This is a genomic window from Achromobacter sp. 1011791174 (genome assembly GCF_059760925.1).
On record NZ_JCBANH010000004.1, the window covers coordinates 71,051 to 88,745 of the forward strand.

12 protein-coding genes, 1 other RNA gene and 1 pseudogene are annotated in these 17,695 nt (G+C 67.3%); 13 read left to right on the forward strand and 1 reads right to left on the reverse strand.

Annotation, left to right across the window (positions count from 1 at the left end):
- The first annotated feature begins 77 nt into the window (after positions 1–77).
- The 5 genes from ompA (at position 78) to ssrA (ending at position 4,332) form a co-directional block, all read left to right on the forward strand.
- Positions 78–671, forward strand: a complete 594-nt coding sequence (ompA, locus tag AC6LJ5_RS02605) for an outer membrane protein OmpA (protein WP_103273341.1) — start codon at positions 78–80, stop codon at positions 669–671.
- Between the two features lie 166 nt (positions 672–837).
- Complete coding sequence (ubiG, locus tag AC6LJ5_RS02610; protein WP_103273340.1) at positions 838–1,566, forward strand: bifunctional 2-polyprenyl-6-hydroxyphenol methylase/3-demethylubiquinol 3-O-methyltransferase UbiG; 729 nt, start codon at positions 838–840, stop codon at positions 1,564–1,566.
- Entirely contained in the window at positions 1,563–2,237 is a 675-nt protein-coding gene (locus AC6LJ5_RS02615) for an HAD family hydrolase (RefSeq protein ID WP_103273339.1), read from the forward strand. Before ubiG ends, AC6LJ5_RS02615 begins: the two co-directional genes overlap by 4 nt.
- Before the next feature lie 401 nt (positions 2,238–2,638).
- Positions 2,639–3,853 carry an MFS transporter gene (locus tag AC6LJ5_RS02620; protein ID WP_498139769.1) on the forward strand — a complete coding sequence of 405 codons (1,215 nt, stop codon included), beginning with the start codon at positions 2,639–2,641 and terminating at the stop codon, positions 3,851–3,853.
- Positions 3,854–3,943: 90 nt separating this feature from the next.
- Positions 3,944–4,332, forward strand: a transfer-messenger RNA (tmRNA) gene (ssrA, locus tag AC6LJ5_RS02625).
- A 173-nt stretch (positions 4,333–4,505) separates the two neighbouring features.
- Here the strand turns inward: ssrA and AC6LJ5_RS02630 are convergent.
- Positions 4,506–5,399, reverse strand: a complete 894-nt coding sequence (locus tag AC6LJ5_RS02630; RefSeq protein WP_498139770.1) for a cation diffusion facilitator family transporter — start codon at positions 5,397–5,399, stop codon at positions 4,506–4,508.
- 413 nt (positions 5,400–5,812) lie between these two features.
- Between AC6LJ5_RS02630 and wecB the strand changes: the two genes are divergently transcribed.
- The 8 genes and pseudogenes from wecB to AC6LJ5_RS02670 all read left to right on the forward strand — a co-directional run bounded on the left by wecB (position 5,813) and on the right by AC6LJ5_RS02670 (position 17,687).
- A complete protein-coding gene (wecB, locus tag AC6LJ5_RS02635; RefSeq protein ID WP_498139786.1) occupies positions 5,813–6,973 on the forward strand; it encodes a non-hydrolyzing UDP-N-acetylglucosamine 2-epimerase in 1,161 nt (386 codons plus the stop codon).
- Between the two features lie 36 nt (positions 6,974–7,009).
- Positions 7,010–9,223 (forward strand): cellulose biosynthesis cyclic di-GMP-binding regulatory protein BcsB, encoded by a 2,214-nt coding sequence (locus AC6LJ5_RS02640; RefSeq protein ID WP_498139771.1) that lies wholly within the window; start codon positions 7,010–7,012, stop codon positions 9,221–9,223.
- A gap of 16 nt (positions 9,224–9,239) precedes the next feature.
- Positions 9,240–10,937: pseudogene (locus AC6LJ5_RS02645) on the forward strand (glycosyl transferase family protein).
- The gene (locus AC6LJ5_RS02650; protein ID WP_498139772.1) at positions 10,934–13,699 is read left to right on the forward strand and encodes an NfrA family protein; all 2,766 of its coding nucleotides are present in this window, start codon (positions 10,934–10,936) and stop codon (positions 13,697–13,699) included. The pseudogene AC6LJ5_RS02645 and the gene AC6LJ5_RS02650 overlap by 4 nt, the downstream one beginning before the upstream one ends.
- Before the next feature lie 26 nt (positions 13,700–13,725).
- The gene (locus tag AC6LJ5_RS02655; protein ID WP_498139773.1) at positions 13,726–14,727 is read left to right on the forward strand and encodes an alginate O-acetyltransferase AlgX-related protein; all 1,002 of its coding nucleotides are present in this window, start codon (positions 13,726–13,728) and stop codon (positions 14,725–14,727) included.
- Positions 14,728–14,731: 4 nt separating this feature from the next.
- Entirely contained in the window at positions 14,732–15,832 is a 1,101-nt protein-coding gene (locus AC6LJ5_RS02660) for an alginate O-acetyltransferase AlgX-related protein (RefSeq protein ID WP_103273270.1), read from the forward strand.
- Positions 15,833–15,841: 9 nt separating this feature from the next.
- A complete protein-coding gene (locus tag AC6LJ5_RS02665; RefSeq protein WP_103273269.1) occupies positions 15,842–17,422 on the forward strand; it encodes an MBOAT family O-acyltransferase in 1,581 nt (526 codons plus the stop codon).
- A 25-nt stretch (positions 17,423–17,447) separates the two neighbouring features.
- Entirely contained in the window at positions 17,448–17,687 is a 240-nt protein-coding gene (locus tag AC6LJ5_RS02670) for an acyl carrier protein (protein WP_103273268.1), read from the forward strand.
- The last annotated feature ends 8 nt before the right edge of the window (positions 17,688–17,695 follow it).

Sequence of the window (17,695 nt, forward strand, 5' to 3'; positions counted from 1 at the left end):
CTGGCCCCGTTTTCCTGATATGCGGCGGGGGTTCGCTGCGAGTCACTTATCCAGCTTCAAGCTCAACGAGGAGAAACATGAACAAACCCTCCAAATTCGCTCTGGCGCTCGCCTTCGCCGCCGTCACGGCCTCGGGTGTAGCCTCGGCCCAGTCCTACCCCAACACGGTGGACAACTGGCGCAACCCGTTCGGTAACGTTTGGAAGAACGGTACGAACGAACTGTGCTGGCGCGACGCCTTCTGGACCCCGGCCACCGGCATCCCCGGCTGCGACGGCGTTCCGGTTGCGCAACAAAAGGCCAAGCCGACCCCGCAAGCCGCCAAGGTCGTCTTCAACGCTGACACGTTCTTCGACTTCGACAAGTCGACGCTGAAGCCGGAAGGCCGCCAGCTGCTGGATCAAGTTGCCCAGCAAGCCCAGGGCATCGATCTGGAAACGATCATCGCCGTCGGCCACACCGACTCGATCGGCTCTGACGCCTACAACCAGAAGCTGTCCGAGCGCCGTGCCGCTTCGGTCAAGGCCTACCTGGTCAGCAAGGGCATTGATCCGAACCGTATCTACACCGAAGGCAAGGGCAAGAAGGCCCCGATCGCTTCGAACAAGACCGCTCAGGGCCGCGCCCAGAACCGTCGCGTTGAGATCGAAATCGTGGGTAGCCGCAAGTAATTGCCGGACTAGCTACAATAAGGGGCCTCGCATAGCGAGGCCCTTTTTTTCGTCCGGACTCAGCCAGCAACGCACCAACCCGGTGCATTCCGGACGCGCCTCGCCCCTGGCGATGGAATTCGCGCTGGCCCTCTATATATAGCGCCGCCTCTACGCCGGACCGCCCATGACCACGCATATCGAAGATTCCGCTCCCGCCACCGTCAACGCCGACCAGGCCGAACTGGACAAGTTCAGCGCGCTGGCCAGCCGCTGGTGGGACCCCGAAAGCGAGTTCAAGCCCCTGCACGCCATCAATCCGCTGCGCCTGGAATGGATCCAGGAATGCGCCGGCAGCCTGGCCGGCAAGACGGTGCTGGACGTGGGTTGCGGCGGTGGCATCCTGTCCGAGTCCATGGCCCGCGCCGGCGCGACGGTCACCGGCATCGACCTGGCCGAAAAATCGCTGAAGATCGCCAAGCTGCACGGCCTGGAATCCGGCGTGAAGGTCGAATACCGCAAGGTGCCCGTAGAGGAACTGGCGGCCGAGCAGCCCGCGCGCTACGACGTGGTCACCTGCATGGAAATGCTGGAGCACGTGCCCGATCCGGCCTCGGTGGTGCGGGCCTGCTCCACCCTGGTCAAGCCTGGCGGCTGGGTCTTCTTCTCGACCCTGAACCGCAACCCCAAGTCCTTCCTGTTCGCCATCGTCGGCGCTGAATACGTGCTGCGCCTCCTGCCGCGCGGCACCCATAGCTACGAGCAGTTCATCAAGCCCAGCGAACTGTCGGCCGCCGCGCGCGGCGCGAACCTGGAGCCCGTGTCGATGCGCGGCATGGAATACAACCCGATCACGCAGATCTATTCCTTGTCGGCCGACACCTCGGTCAACTACCTGATGGCAACCCGCAAATGAGCGCACTGATCCTGTTCGACTTCGACGGCACGCTGGCCGATACCGCCCCCGACCTGGCCGCGGCGGCCAACCGGCAGCGCACCCGCAAGGGCCTGGAACCCATGCCCTACGAAGCCCTGCGTCCGGTCGCCTCGCAAGGCGCGCGTGGCCTGCTGCGCGTGGCGCTGGGCCTGAAACCGGGCGACGCCGACTATGAGCCGACGCGCCTGCAGTTCCTGGAAGACTACGCCGCCGAATCCACCGTGCACAGCAAGCTGTTCCCCGGCATCGTCGAACTGCTGGCCGGCATCCGCGAGCGCGGCCTGTCGTGGGGCATCGTGACCAACAAGGTCACCTACTTGACCCTGCCCATCGTCGAATTCCTGGACCTGACCCGCGAGAGCGCCGTGCTGGTCTGCGGCGACACCACCGCCCACGCCAAGCCGCACCCCCTGCCCCTGCAACATGCCGCGCGCGAGGCCGGTTTCGCCGTCGAACGCTGCGTCTATGTCGGCGACGACCTGCGCGACATCCAGGCCGCCCATGCCGCCGGCATGCCGGCCGTGGCCGCAGCCTATGGCTATGTGGGCGAAGAAGACAACGTAGGCAGCTGGGAAGCCGAGCGCTGCGCGCACTCCCCCGCCGAACTCTGGGCCGCTATCGAGCCCCTGCTGCCCGCCGATCTGCGCTGAATCCGCGCCAGGTCGTGCCGCGGACGTCGTGCCGTCCGCGGCCATTCACAGCCTGCGCCACAACGCAGGAGCGCTGACGAAAGCTCTGCCCCCCTCCGCCGGATTAGCTCGTTCTGTCGAACAATTTGTACGACGCCACGCGCTTTATCCTGCAATGCAAGTGGTTTAAAGTATCGACATGGAAAACATCCGGACTGATCCGGATTGTTTTTTTCGGCGACTGCCGGCGTCGGCACCACTTTTCATCTTCCCGACGCCCCGTCCGCCCGCCGACAGCCTTTCGGCTCTCGCGCGCGATGCGCCCGGCTTGCGCCCCGGCCGCTCACCCAGACCTGTATTCAACCCTTCAACAACGCCCGTCCACCCGCGCGCGGCTTCACGCGCGCGCCTGAGGAATGCCTATGCTATTGCCCATCCTGCTGCTTTCGGCCGCCGGTTTCACCATCCTGACCACCGAGTTCCTGATCGTCGGCCTGCTTCCCGGCCTGGCTCGCGATCTGGACGTCACCGTGTCCCAGGCCGGCCTGCTGGTCACGCTGTTCGCCTTCACGGTCGCCGCCACCGGACCGCTGCTGACGGCGCTGATGGCCAACATCGAGCGCAAGCGCCTGTTCATCGGCGTGCTGATCCTGTTCGGCCTGTCCAATGCGCTGGCCATGGCCGCGCCCAACATCTGGGTCATGGCCGTGGCGCGCTTCGTGCCCGCGCTGGCGCTGCCCGTGTTCTGGTCGCTGGCCAGCGCCACCGCTGTCGAGCTGGTCGGCCCGGCGCGCGCCGGCCGCGCCATCTCGCTGGTGGCCTTCGGCATCGTGGCGGCGACGGTGTTCGGCATTCCCATCGGCGTGCTGATCTCGGATGCATTCGGCTGGCGCGCCGCCTTCGGCGTGCTGTCGGCCGTCGCCTTCGCCAAGGCCCTGCTGCTGTGGATCGCATTCCCCAGCACCCGCATCCAGAGCGAGGATGTCAAGCTCGTCACGCAGCTGCGCATCCTGCGCAAGCCCATCGTGGTCGGCCATGTGCTGCTGTCGCTGCTGGTCTTCACCGGCATGTTCACCGCCTACACCTACCTGGCGGACATGCTGGAACGGCTGGCCGGCTTCAACGGCCAGATCGTGGGCTGGACCATGATGGCGTTCGGCGCGGTCGGCCTGATCGGCAATACCGTGGGCGGCCGCCTGGTGGACCGCAGCCCGCTCGGCGCCACCGCGCTGTTCTCGGCGCTGATGGCCGCCGGCCTGGCCACGCTGGTGCCAGTCATCCACTCGCATGGCCTGCTGGCCGCCGCGCTGGCGGTCTGGGGCATCGCCCAGGCCGCGCTGTTCATCGTCTGCCACGTGCGCCTGATGAAGTCCGCGCCCGAGGCGCCGGCCTTCGCGGCATCGCTCAACATCTCCGGCGCCAATATCGGCATCGGGTTGGGCGCGGTGGTCGGCGGACACGTGATCGACACCTACGGTCTGGCTGCGCTGGGCGGGGCCGCGGCGATCATCGTCGCGGTCTCGGTCGGGCTGGCCATCGCGCTGATGGCAGCCTCGCGCGGCGGCCGGCGCGACCATGCCGCCGAGGATGTCATGGTGACCACGGCCAAGCCCGCCTGCCCGAACGCGGCCAGCTGAGCCGCAGCCGTCTCCCGCGCGCCACGCCCCGGCGGCGCGACGCGCGGGAATGCAGCGGGCTATCGCGTTTACCGCTACAATGGAGTTCTTGGGGCCGATCCGGATTCGACGTGGGTCGCGAAACAACTCAGGGCATGCCGAGCACCAGTAAGCTCGTTAAACCACTGGAACACTACAAACGCCAACGACGAGCGTTTCGCTCTCGCCGCTTAAGCGGTGAGCCGCTGCACTGATCTGTCCTTGGGTCAGGCGGAGGAAGGCAACTTCCTAGGGGGGCAACCCTCGAACCGCAGCAGCGACATTCACAAGGAATCGGTCTGCACTGGGGTCACACGGTTCAGGCTTAAATTACGTGAATCGCTCTGGTCCGGCCTGTCGGTTGGCTAAGTCCAGGGTTAAAACCAAATAAATCGACTACGCATGTAGAACTGGTTGCGGAGGGCTTGCGGACGGGGGTTCAATTCCCCCCGGCTCCACCAAATTAGCAAGCATCACGCTGTAACGGCGAAGGGCGGACGGGCAACCGATCCGCCCTTTTCCTTTTTCGTCCGCCGCGCGCAGCCATCCTGTGAACCTGCCGCCCACTCAGCAACAGCCACGGCGACGACAATAAACCGTGACAGCGCCTAGGCGGCGACAACGCGTCACCCGCTCAGTGCCCCGCTTCGTGGACGCTGCGGTCGTCGCGCTCCATCTGCAGCGTGGTGTGGTGCAGATCGTAGCGTTCATGCAGGCGCGCCTCGATGGCGCGCCTGACGCTTTCCCCATCCGCGCCGTCAGCCAGCACCACGTGCGCCGTCAGCATGGGCTGGCTTTGCGTGATGGCCCACAGATGCAGGTCATGGACCGTCGCCACGCCCTCCACGCCCGCGATTTCGTCGCGCACCGCGTCCAGGCTCATGCCCGCCGGCACGCCCTCCAGCAGCAGGTTGACGCATTCGCGCAGCAGCACCCAAGTGCGTGGGAAGACCATGAAACCGATCGCCACGGCAAGCGCCGAGTCCACCCAGCGCCAGCCCGTGAGCCAGATGATGATGGCGCCGACGATCACAGCCACCGAACCCAGCATGTCGGCCCACACTTCCAGGTAGGCGCCTTTCACGTTGAGGCTGTCGTCCTTCGCGCTGGCGAGGAGCCGCATCGAGACCAGGTTGATGATCAGACCACCGATAGCCACCACCATCATGCCCAGGGACTGGATGTCCTGCGGCGCGGACAGGCGGCGATAGGCTTCGTAGAGGATGTAGAACGCCACGCCCAGCAGCACCAGCGCGTTCACGGCCGCCGCCAGAATCTCGAAGCGCGCGTAGCCGTAGGTGCGCAGCAAATCGGCGGCCTTGCGTCCGGCTCGGATCGCGATCAGCGCCAGCAGCAGCGCGATCGCGTCGGTCATCATGTGCATGGCGTCGGAGATCAGCGCCAGGCTGCCTGTCACCAGGCCGCCGACGATCTCCGCCACCATGTAGGTGCCGGTGAGTCCGAAAGCCAGCCACAGCCGGGATTCCGGCAAGGCGCGCACTTCGGCGTGTTGGTGGCTGTCGCTCATGTTCGTCCTTGGCGTCGTGGGCAGATGCGGCACATTAAGAAGCCTGCAGTTACTTCAAGGTCAAGCGCTGAACGTCAATCTGTCTGGGCGTGAGACCGAACGATCGGCATTCTGACGCACCCATACTCAAAATTCATACTCTGCAAGATTTGGAAATGGCATGGATCAGCAAAATCGCACGAAAATCCCGTGATTCAATCTACAAGAATCGAAAATTACGGGTAACTGAAAGCAATTTGAAACCAATGCGACCCCATTTTCATTCAAAATAGCGAATTAACGCCTATACAAACAATTCAAGGCGGGGGCTCGCTTTCAAATGCACAAAATTAATAATACGTCACGTATTACGAATATTTTCATTACATAATATAGGCTAGGAAATACACCAGGCGAGGGAAATACCCATGCTTATGAAAGTACTTTCCATATTCGGCACCCGTCCCGAGGCCATCAAGATGGCGCCCCTGGTCGCCGCCCTGCGCGACGAATCCGCGATCCAAAGCGTGGTCTGCGTCACGGGTCAGCATCGCCAGATGCTGGACCAGGTGCTGGCGCTATTCGACCTGCATGCCCAGCACGACCTGGACATCATGGTGCCCAACCAGACGCTCAACGGCTTGTACGCCCGGCTCATCAGCCGCGTGGACGAGGTGCTCGAACGCGAACAGCCGGACTGCGTCTTGGTGCATGGAGACACCAGCACCGCGTCGGCCTGCGCGCTCGCGGCCTTCCACCGGCGCGTGCGCATCGGCCACGTCGAGGCGGGGCTGCGCACCGGCAACCTGGCCATGCCGTTTCCCGAGGAAATGAACCGCCGCGTGGTCGACGCCGTGGGCGACTGGCTGTTCGCGCCCACCGCCGAATCGCGCGCGAACCTACTGCGCGAGCACCTGCCCGGCCGCATCACGGTCACCGGCAACACGGTGATCGACGCGCTGGCCATGACCTGCGCCAAGCTCGCGCCGGGCGGCGCGCTGGCCGCAACGCTGGCGCAGCGCTACCAGTGGCTGGATCCGACACGCCGGCTGCTGCTGGTCACCGGCCATCGTCGCGAGAGCTTCGGCGGCGGCTTCAAGAACATCTGCGCCGCGCTGGCCGAATTGGCCAGGCGCGACGACCTGCAGATCGTGTACCCCGTGCACCTGAACCCGCAGGTCCGCTCCGTGGTCATGACCGACCTGGGCAACCTGGAACGCGTCCACCTGATCGATCCGCTGGACTACCTGGATTTCGTCTGGTTCATGCAGCAGTCGCACCTGATCCTCACCGACTCCGGCGGCGTGCAGGAAGAAGCGCCCTATCTCGGCAAGCCGGTGCTGGTGATGCGCGACGTCACCGAGCGGCCCGAGGCCGTGCAGGCCGGCACCGTGGCCCTAGTCGGCACCGATACGCAACGCATCGTCACGGAAGTGAACCGCCTGCTGGACGATCCGGCGCTGCACGCGTCCTTCTCCCGCCGCATCAATCCCTACGGAGACGGCCACGCCAGCCGGCGCATCGTCGATGCGCTTTGCGGCCGCCCGGTATCCGAATTCGACCCTTACGGCCCGGCCGCCAGCCAGCCGGCCTGAGCCTCCACGCCTCGCCCTCTTCGGCCAGGAGCCCCCATGCATAGAAACACGTTCCCTCCCATCGCCTCCCACCTGCGCCGCGCCTTGATCGCGGCGGGCCTTGCACTGCCCATGGCCGCCGTGGCAAGCCCCGCGGGCGACGCCTTGCGGCGCCTGCAGAGCGATGACTGGATCACGCGCGATACCTCACTGGCGGACCTGGGCATCAGCGAGCCCGTGGTGCTGAGCAACAGCGATGCGCACCAGGACTTCTACCTGCCCGTGCCGCGCGGCGTTCCCATCGCCGACGCCACGCTCAACTTCGATGCGCGCTACACCAAGGATGAACCGGGCCGCACCAACCTGGTCCTGTGGGCCGACGGCGTGCCGCTGGCGGCGCAGAACATCGCCGACGGCAACGGCCCCGTCCTGCGCAACCTGCCACTGGAACAGCGCCTGCGCAGCACCGGCTTCCTGCGGCTGGGCGTGGACTGGCAGTCGGAGATCGCGCTGCGCCGCTGTGAAAGCAACCGCGCCACCGCCAACGCGCTGACGATCTCTCCGCAGACGCGCCTGAGCTACCGCTACGACGCCTCGGCGATCGGCAACCTGGACGATGCCTGGAGCACGCTGCCCGGCAAGCCGGTGCTGCTGGTGTCGGACACCAAGCTCGACCAGCAAGCCTACGACAGCGCCTGGCGCATGGGCGTGGCGATGCAACGCGCCGGCAAGCGCGTCGACGTCAAGGCCTTCCCCGCCGTCGGCGACGAGATCGACACGCGCGCCCTGCAGGTTCCCGCTGGCCTCGCGCAGACGCCCATATTCGCCGCCGTGGCGGGCAAAGAGCGGCACAAGCTGGCCTCGGCCGCGGAGATCGGCGCGCTGCTGGTGCTGGGCGCGCCAGCCGTCACCGGCGACGTCGTGATCGCCAGCCCGGCGCTGCGCGCCAAGCTCAATGCGGCGCTCGATGCGCTGCAGACCGAACTGGCCTCGGACCCGGACGCCGCCGACGCGTTCAAGTCCTGGCGCCAGGCACGCGCGCCGCTGGCCGGCGCCGACATGGCCGCCAAGGAAGTCCGTCTCGCGCCGATGGGCCGTCTGTCCGTGATCGCGGTGGCGCCGGACGCCGGCGCGCAGGCGGCGGGCGTGTTCAATGCGGCGTGGCGTCGCATCCTGGTGTCGCGCCAGGTACAGGTGCAGACCGCCACGCCGCCCCAGTCCTTCCAGGGCGATGGCGTGCGCCTGAGCGCGCTGGGCGGCGCGCCCGACAGCTTCGACGTGGTCGCGCGCGGCGACTGGAACGTCAACTTCCCGCTGGCCTCCGTGTCCTCCGACGGCCGCATGCCGGACGAACTGATCATCGACCTGGCCGCCGCGCCCGGCGCCTCGTCCACCCGGCCGGTGGCCTCGGTATTCTGGAACGGGATATTGCTAGGCGCCAAGCAGCTCGACGCCGACGGCCGTCCGGAACGCCTGACGGCGCGCGTGCCCGGCTACGCGCTGGGCGTAAACAACGCCGTGCGCGTCAGCGTGCAGCGCCAGCCCGTCTCGGTGGACTGCAACGAAATCCCGCAGGGCTATCCCGTCAGCGTGCTGCCGACCAGCCATGTCAAGCCGGGCCAGCCCCAGCCCGACGGCACGTTCACCGGCCTGCTGCCCCTGCTGGCGGGCAATCCGCAGGTCCTGGTTCCCGACAGCTACCTGGCCAAGGCACCCACCAGCCTCAAGCAACTGATCGGCATCGCGACAGCCAGTGGCGTGTCCGCCACGCGCGCCGAACTCGCCGTGTCGCCGGCCGGCCAGGCCGCCAAGCCCGCGCGTACCTTCCTGGCGCTGGAAGTGCCCCTGGATGGCGCCAAGCCCAAGGTCCAGGTCAGCGACCAGAAACAGCTGCTGGTGGCGGGCAGGTCCGCCACCTGGCTGGACATTTCCGGCCTGAGCGGTTTGAGCACGGCCGAAGTGGTCAGCTCGGGCGGACAGGACGGCGTGCTGTGGCACGCGCTGGGCCCGCAGAGCGGCAAGCTCGATACGCCTTTCGTGCTTAACCGCGGCGACATCGCCGTGATCGCCGCCAACGGTCCGGTGGCCTGGATCGACAGCACCAACCCGGATGCCAGCAAGCCGCCCGGCGCCGGGGAAAGCGCCTTCTTCGAATGGCGCCGCTATATCTCGTGGAGCGTGCCGGCGTTGAGCTTCGGCCTGCTGGTGCTGGTGCTGGTGCTGATCCTGGCGCTGCGCGTCACCCGCCGCAAGAACAAGGGCAACGGTTAAGGCCGGCAGACGCGCCATGTCTACGCTCTACTGGCCCTATCTGGCGGCGGACTACTACCGTGGCCTGGAAATCGTGACCGCCGTCGTCGGCATCATCATCCTGCTGTCCAGCCTGGATGATCTGTTCATCGACGGCTGGTTCTGGGTGCGGGCGCTGCGCCGCAGGCTCGTCGAGGACCGGCGCTATGCCCGGCTCACGGCGGCGCAGCTGCGCGCCAAGGAGGAACAGCCCCTGGCCATCATGGTGCCGGCATGGCTGGAGTACGACGTGATCGCATCCATGCTCGAGACCATGGTGTCCACGCTCGAGTACAAGAACTACATGATCTTCGCCGGCACCTACCAGAACGACGAGCGCACGATCAAGGAAGTCGAGCGCATGCGTCGGCGCTATCGCCAGCTGGTGCGCGTCGAGGTGCCGCACGACGGCCCCACCTGCAAGGCCGATTGCCTGAACTGGATCGTGCAGGCCATCTTCGCGCAGAACGAAAAGCAGCCCGAGCCCTTCGCCGGCGTCATCCTGCACGACAGCGAAGACGTGCTGCACCCGCTGGAACTGAAGTACTACAACTACCTGCTGCCGCGCATCGACTTCATCCAATTGCCCGTGACCTCGCTGGAGCGCGAGTGACACGAGCTCGTCGCCGGCACTTACATGGACGAGTTCGCGGAATGGCACACCAAGGACCTGGTGGTCCGCGAAAGCCTGTCCAAGATGGTGCCGTCGGCGGGCGTGGGCACCTGTTTCTCGCGGCGCGCGCTGATGGAGCTGGCGGCAGAGACCAACAACCAGCCCTTCAACACGGACACGCTGACCGAGGACTACGATATCGGCGCGCGGCTGGCGCAGCGGGGCATGCGCCAGATATTCGGCAAATTCCCGGTCGAGTATGTGGCGCGCCGGCGCTCCTGGTTCGGACTGGGCCCGGAGAAAGTCACGACGCTGTCCATGCCTCTGGGCGTGCGCGAGTACTTTCCCAACACCTTCCGCACTGCCTACCGGCAGAAGGCCCGCTGGACGCTGGGCATCGGCCTGCAAGGCTGGCAGCAAGTGGGCTGGACCGGATCGTTTGCCACCCGCTACCTGCTGTTCCGCGACCGCAAGGGCCTGGTCACGTCCTTCATCGCCATCCTGGCCTATCTGTTGCTGGCGAACTTCTTCCTGTTCTATCTGGCCGACCGCTTCGGCTGGTGGACCGTGTACTACCCCTCATACTTCCGACCCGGAGGCTGGCTGGTGACGCTGATGTGGCTCAACGCCGTCGCGCTGCTGCTGCGCGTGGTCCAGCGCATGTATTTCGTGGGCAATATGTACGGCTGGGAGCACGCCGTGCTGTCCGTTCCGCGCATGATCGTCGGCAACTTCATCAACGCCATGGCGGCGGCGCGCGCGTGGAAACTGTTCATCGGCCATCTCATCACGGGCAAGCGGCTGGCCTGGGACAAGACCATGCACGACTTCCCATCCACCGACCAGCTGGCGCAACAGCGCCAGCGCCTGGGCGAACTGCTGCTGTCGTGGCAGGCCATCGACGAGGACAAGCTGGCGCAGGCGCTGGAGATCCAGGCGCGCGACAAGAAACCGCTGGGCGCCATCCTGCTTGAGCAGGGCTGGCTGGACGCCGGCACGCTCAAGGAAGCCATCGATTTCCAACAAGGCGCGCAAGCGCAAGCCGCGCCCCCGACCACCGACGACAAACCCGCCACCCCATGACGCCCCTGACCCGCACGCTAGTCCTGTCCGCCGCGCTCGCCTGCCTGTGGACTGGCGCGCCCGCCGCCGCCCAGCAGGCCGCGCGCGCCGCCGAGGCGCCGCTGGAAGGCGCCGCCTGGCAATTCGCCAACGAGGGCTACAGGCTCTACGACGCCGGCCGCTACGCGCAGGCGCAGCAGCAGGCCGAATCGGCGATCGCGCTGCGCCCGGACGTCGAACGCCTGCGCCTGTTGTTGATCTACGCGCTGCAGAAGCAGGGCAAGCTGGACGAGGCCGAACGGGCCGCCGACGATGCGGTCAAGAGCGGCCTGGACACGCCCGCGCTGCGGCAGGCGCGCGCCAATCTGCGTCCGGCGACGCCCGCCGCCCCGGCGGCCAATGCGCGTCCGGCCGGCGCACCCCCCGCCGGGGGCGCGCCGGCCACGACCAGCGCCTACCGCCGCGGCTTCCCCATCGCCACGCGCGCCTACGCGGACTACAACAGCGGCAACTACCCCGCCGCCCAGCGCGGCGCCGAGCAGGCTTTCCGCATCGATCCCAAGCAGGGCGCCTGGGCCATGCTGTGGCTGGACGCGCTGGAAGCCCAGGGCAAGTACGCCGAAGCCGAAACGGCCGCCAACCAGGCGATGACGCTGGGCGCGCCGAACCAGAGCGATCTGGCCGCGCGTCGCGCCACCATGAAGCGGCGCATGGCGGTCAAGCCGGCGGAACAGGGTTATCAGGCGCTGATCGCCAACCGGCCTGGCGACGCCGTCCCGCTGGCGCGGCAAGCCGTGGCGCTGGCGCCCGACACCGCCAGCCACCGCCTGCTGCTGATGACCGCGCTGATGCTGGACGGCCAGCTCGCGGCCGCCGAGGACGCGGCCACCGACGCGCTCAGGCAGGACGACGAAAACACCGTGGCCCTGGTCATGCGCGGCTATCTGCGCCAGCGCCAGGGCAAGACCGAGGAAGCCGACGCCGACTTCGACGCCGCGCTCAAGCAGGACTGGCTGGACGACAGCCAACGGCGCAATGTGCGCCTGATCGCCGCAGATGCCGCGCTGGCCGGGGGCCAGAGCGCCCGCGCGCTGGCCCTGGTGGAACCGCTGGGCGCCAAGGACGAGGCCGGCGCCGATCGCGTCAAGCGCGCCCGCTCCCGCCCCGCCGTGCCCGCCACGCTGACGCTGGCCAACTATCCCGCGCCGGTCCAGGACTGCCGCGACACGCCCTACGGCACGTCCTGCGAGCTGCTGCCCTCGGACGCGGCGGGCAGCGGCGGGCCGGCCTCGCTGGCCTATGCCGCCTATGCGCGCCAGGACTACCAGGAAGCCATCACGCAGGCCCGCAAGGCCGCGCAACAGGATCCGGGCAGCAAGGACCTGCAGCGGCTGCTGACCACCACGCTGGCCGCCGGCAACGCGGCGCAGATGGCCGAGGCCAAGCAGCGCATGAGCGAGGCCCTGGCGGCCCAGCCCGACGATCCGACGCTGTTGATGCAGCGCGGCTATCTGCACCAGCGCATGCGCCAGCCCCGCGAGGCGCTGCGCGACTTCCAGGCCGCGCGCGCCACGGGCAAGGCCCCGCCCACCGCCATCCTCGACGAAGGCTATGCGCTGTCCGGCGTGGGCGACAAGCGCGGCGCGGTGGACCGGCTCAAGGAAGCCATCGACCAGGACGACGCCGGCAAGCTCGACCTGACCCCGCAGCAGCGCTTCGATACCCGCAGCAGCATCGCCGGCCTGTCGCGCGAGTGGGGCGGCTACATCTCGACCGGCTACCGGGGCGCGCGGCCGGCCTCGTCCGGCCTGGGCGGCGCGGCCATCACGGTGCCCGGCGACGCGGTGTTCAGCACGGCCGAGATCTTCTGGCGTCCCTCCGATTTCCTGAACTCGTCCACGCGCACCTTCGAGCTGTACGGCCGCCTGTCCAACACGCTGTACAACAACGGCGGCAAGACCGCCAGCCAGACCGTGTCGAACCCTTGCGGCGGCGGCAATATCCAGGTGGACGAAACATCCAACAACGGCATTTCCGGCCTTCCGACCACCGTGGGCTCGCTGGGCATGCGCTTCACGCCGTCCACCGAGGTCGGCCTGACCTTCGGCCTGGAACGCCAGTTCAACCTGGGCAGCGCCACGCGGCAGGGCACGTTCACGCCACGGCCCGACGAACTGCGCTGCGCACTGAACACCGGCAATCAGACCGCCCACTACAAGACGGACGCCGGCAGCGGCGGCTGGCTGGCCTATGTCACCTATGGCATGTACGAAGGCACCAGCCTGCGCATCGACCGCCCCGACTGGTTCACCATGGAAGGCTATGTGCAGGCCGGCTACTCCTGGCAGGACATGCCCGCCCGCTTCTGGCTACGCGACAACAACTCGGGCAAGGACAGCGCGGAAAGCTCGGGCAAGCTCAAACGCGACCAGGCCTTCGGCGCCGGCGAACTGCGCGTGGGCCGCAGCTACCGCGTGGACGCCATCAGCGACCGACTGGTGTTCTTCCCCTACGCGGTGGTGGCGGCGGACTGGCTGTGGAACCGCAACCGCGTGTCCGGCCTGAACATCGACGGCCAGGATTCCTACGACCTGCTGGGCAACGGCAAATCCTGGTCCCTGGGCGCGGGCCCCGGCTTCAACCTGCGCTACTGGTTCCGCGAAGACCACTACAACGCGCCACGGTCCTATCTGGACCTGACGACGCAATATCGATTCAATATCGGCGGGGGCGCCGCCGACCGGGCGAAAGGCCTGTTCATCAACCTGACCCTGTCGTACTGACCCCGCCCGCATCGCAAGGAGCACGCATGACCCTTTTCTCCTCCTCTCCCTCCACGATCCTGCATCGACTGGCTGTAGGCGCGGCGGTCGCCACGCTTGCGCTGTCCGCCGGCGCCGCGCACGCGCAGCAAGGCTCGTCCATCGTGATCCAGGGCAAGGACAACTGGCTGTTCCCCGGCTGGGGCAGCCTGACCCAGGTCGACACGCGCGGCATCGACGCGTCCACGCAACTGGTGCGCGAGACGCGCGACGCGCTGGCGGCCAAGGGCATCCAGCTCGAAGTGCTGGTGCTGCCGGACAAGACGCTGTTCTACCAGGACAAGCTGCCCGATGGAAAGGCGCTCAGCCCCGAGGTGAAGCGGCGCTACCAGACCATCCAGGACAAGCTCAAGGCCGCGGGCATCGCGACCTTCGACGACGAGGCCGTGCTGCGGCGCCTGAAGGACGGCGGACAGGACGTGTTCTACCGCACGGACCAGCACTGGACGCAGGCCGCCGCCGACGCCACCGCCGACGCGCTGGCGCAACGCATCAGGCAGGACGTGAAGACCTTGGCCGGCAAGCCCGGCACCGGCCTGCCGCTGGGCAGCGTGTTCAACGAACGCCGTTACGGCGATCTGGCCGAACTGTTCCTCTCGCCCGAGCAGCGCAAGCAGGCCGGACGCGAGACCTTCACCGTGCGCCGCCAGGCCGAGAACCAGAGCCTGCTGGACGATGCCCCGGCCCCGGTCCACGTCACCGGCCACAGCATGGTGCAGCCCTACTTCGGCTTTCCGCAAAAACTGTCCAACGCGCTCGACCGCCCGGTATCCGTGAACTGGAAGCCCGGCAACGTCGGCCACTGGATCATGCTGCTGGAATACCTGGAGTCGCCGGCGTTCAAGCAGAACAAGCCGCAGGTGCTGGTGTGGCAGATGTTCGAACCGACCTACGCGCAGGGCCCCGACGCCAAGGGTCTGTGGGACAACGCCTCCATCATGAGCGCCGACGCCTGGCGCGGCCGCATGCAAGCGGCCATCGGGAAGTAAGGTCGTGGCATCAGCGGACAAGCCGCAAACCGCCGGGCATGGCCGCAACGCCATCGTCGCCGGCCTGCTGCTCGCGCTCGGCCTGGGTTGGGGCGTCTGGCGACTGGCCGACGCCGGCCTCAAGCCGGCCGACGTGGCGCCGGCGGCCTGGCTGGACGGCTCGGCCGGCGGCGCGCTGAACCGCGCGCTGCGCCTGCCCGCGCAGGACACGCTCAATACCTGGAACGCATCGCTGCGCTATCGCCTGCTCGGAGACCTGGGCGACCAGGTCGCCATGGGCTGCCCCGGCTGGCTGTTCTACCGCGACGGCCTGCGCCCCCGGCCCGGCGTGCATGTGTTCGACGAGCGCGTGCGCCTGATGCGGCACTGGGCCGATCAGTTGCGTCAGCGGCAGGTGCAACTGCTGGTGGTCGCGGTGCCCGACAAATCGCGCATCGAGGCCGACCGGCTTTGCGGCCTGCCCGCCTCGCAACCCATGCGACGCGTGCTGGACGACTGGCAACGGGCGCTGCAGGCGCAGGGCGTGCCCTTCGTCGATCTGCGCCCCGCCCTGTCCGGCGCGGCCGAACCCATGTTCTTTCGCACCGACGTGCACATGAACGCGCAAGGCGCGCAAGCCGCCGCGCGACGCGTGGCCGACGCCGCGCTGCCGCTGCTGGGCGGCGTCGGCCAGCAGGCTTTCCGTGTCGACGCGCCGGGCGCGCCGGCGCCGCGCATGGGCGATCTGATCGTGCTGGCCGGCCTGGAACACGCGCGCATGGGTTGGCGTCCGGAGCTGGAGCGCGTCGCCCCGCAGCAGATCGAACCGCTGCGCAGCGGCGGCCTGCTGGACGAAGCGCCGCCTGTCGAAGTGCTGCTGGCCGGCAGCTCCAACGGCCGCCGCAGCCACTTCGCCGAACGGCTGGGCATGGGACTGGGCCGCGAAATCTGGAACCTGAGCCTGGACGGCGGACAGTTCTCCGGCGCGCTGCTGCTGGCGCTGAAACAGCGTGAACAATGGCCCAAAAGTCTGAAACTGGTGGTCTGGGAGTTTTCGGAAATGGCGCTGTCGCTGCCGCTCACCGATGACGAAAGGTCCGTGCTGGACAGCCTGCCCCCGCCCTGACGAACCGCGATGCTATTCAATTCCTATCTGTTCCTGCTGGTCTTCCTGCCCATCACGCTGGCCGTGTATTACGCCGTGGGGCCGCTCAACCTGCGCCTGGCGGCGCTTTGGCTGTGCCTGACATCCATCGTGTTCTACGGCTGGTGGAACCCGCAGTTCGTGGTGCTGCTGGCCGGCTCCATCGCCTTCAACTATGCGGTGAGCCAGCTGATCCTGCATAGCGAGGGCCGGCCGCGCCTGCAGGGCCTGATCACCGGACTGGGCGTGGGCGCCGACCTGGCGCTGCTGTTCCACTACAAGTACTTCGCCGCGCTGCTGGGCTTTCTCAATGACCTGGGCATGAGCAGCGCGACCGCGGATTCGGTGATCCTGCCGCTGGGCATCTCGTTCTTCACGTTCACGCAGATCGGCTACCTGCTCGACTGCAAGGCCGGCGTGGTCAAAGAACGCAGCCTGCTCAGCTATGTGCTGTTCGTGACCTTCTTCCCGCACCTGATCGCCGGCCCCATCCTGCATCACAAAGAAATGATGCCGCAGTTCGCGCAGCCGGAGAACTACCGCTTCAAGGCCGAGAACCTGTCGGTCGGCATGATGCTGTTCGTGATCGGACTGGCCAAGAAAGTGCTGCTGGCCGACGGCATCGCGCCCTATGCCGACGCCGGCTTCGCCGCGCCCGGCGAGCTGATGTTCTGGGGCTCCTGGGGCGCCAGTCTGTGCTACGCGCTGCAGCTGTACTTCGACTTCTCCGGCTACTCGGACATGGCGCTGGGCCTGGCCAAGATGTTCGGCATCCGCTTCCCGCTGAACTTCAATTCGCCGTACAAGGCCGGCAGCATCATCGAGTTCTGGGCCCGCTGGCACATGACGCTGACCCGCTACCTGACCGCCTATCTCTACTACCCGGTGGCCATGGCGGTGTCGAAGTGGCGCACCGAGCGCAATCTGCCGGTGGGCACGCAGGGCGTGGCCACGCCGGGCGGCTTTGCCGGCAGCATCATCCTGCCCACCGTGTACACGATGGGACTGGCCGGCATCTGGCACGGCGCCGGCTTCCAGTTCCTGGTGTTCGGCCTGCTGCACGCGATGTACCTGTCGGTGAACCACGCCTGGCGGATCTTCGTCGTCGGCCGCAAGCCGGCCGCCGCGCGCCAGATGGGCCCGACCAAGCGCGCCGCCTGCGTGCTGCTGACCTTCGTCGCCGTGCTGGTGGCGCAGGCCTTCTTCCGCGCGAATGGCGTGGGCGACGCGATGCTGCTGGTGCAGGGCATGATCGGCATGCGCGGCGTCGAGGCGCTGGACCTGGCCGCGCGCGTGGACGGGCTGGCCTGGGGCGACGCCTGGCGCATGCTGCTGGGGCATCATATGCAGCTGATCTACGCGGTCGTCCTGCTGGGCATCGCCTGGTTCACGCCCAACGCGCATCAGATCCTGGGCCGCTACTCGCCCGCGCTGTTCAAGCCACAGGAGGCCGCCACGCCGTGGATGCGCTGGCGCCCCACCCTGGGCTGGCTGGCCGTGATGCTGGCCCTGCTGTTCTTCTGCCTGGTCAACCTGCACAAGGAAACCCGGTTTCTCTATTTCCAATTCTGACCGCGACGCGGTCCCGGAGCATTGCATGGATATCAAGACTATCGAAGCCAAAGTGGCCACGCTCATCGAGAACGTCATCCTGACTCAGGTCGATCCCGACACCTTGCTGATCGAGTCCGGCCTGGTGGATTCGCTGGCGGCGGTCGACGTGGCGCTGGCGGTGGAGCGCGAGTTCGGCTGCAAGATTCCACCCACCGAGATCGACGTGCACCTGGAATCGGTGCATACCCTGGCCGCATTCATCGCGGAGCGCAAGGGCGCCTGAACGCCGCT

What these genes read in the sequence shown, in the direction of transcription:
- AC6LJ5_RS02630 (WP_498139770.1), bottom strand. Translation starts at nt 5,399, where the DNA reads ATGAGCGACAGCCACCAACACGCCGAAGTGCGCGCCTTGCCGGAATCC.
- ompA (WP_103273341.1), top strand. Translation starts at nt 78, where the DNA reads ATGAACAAACCCTCCAAATTCGCTCTGGCGCTCGCCTTCGCCGCCGTC.
- AC6LJ5_RS02670 (WP_103273268.1), top strand. Translation starts at nt 17,448, where the DNA reads ATGGATATCAAGACTATCGAAGCCAAAGTGGCCACGCTCATCGAGAAC.
- AC6LJ5_RS02665 (WP_103273269.1), top strand. Translation starts at nt 15,842, where the DNA reads ATGCTATTCAATTCCTATCTGTTCCTGCTGGTCTTCCTGCCCATCACG.
- AC6LJ5_RS02640 (WP_498139771.1), top strand. Translation starts at nt 7,010, where the DNA reads ATGCATAGAAACACGTTCCCTCCCATCGCCTCCCACCTGCGCCGCGCC.
- AC6LJ5_RS02655 (WP_498139773.1), top strand. Translation starts at nt 13,726, where the DNA reads ATGACCCTTTTCTCCTCCTCTCCCTCCACGATCCTGCATCGACTGGCT.
- ubiG (WP_103273340.1), top strand. Translation starts at nt 838, where the DNA reads ATGACCACGCATATCGAAGATTCCGCTCCCGCCACCGTCAACGCCGAC.
- wecB (WP_498139786.1), top strand. Translation starts at nt 5,813, where the DNA reads ATGAAAGTACTTTCCATATTCGGCACCCGTCCCGAGGCCATCAAGATG.
- AC6LJ5_RS02615 (WP_103273339.1), top strand. Translation starts at nt 1,563, where the DNA reads ATGAGCGCACTGATCCTGTTCGACTTCGACGGCACGCTGGCCGATACC.
- AC6LJ5_RS02620 (WP_498139769.1), top strand. Translation starts at nt 2,639, where the DNA reads ATGCTATTGCCCATCCTGCTGCTTTCGGCCGCCGGTTTCACCATCCTG.
- AC6LJ5_RS02650 (WP_498139772.1), top strand. Translation starts at nt 10,934, where the DNA reads ATGACGCCCCTGACCCGCACGCTAGTCCTGTCCGCCGCGCTCGCCTGC.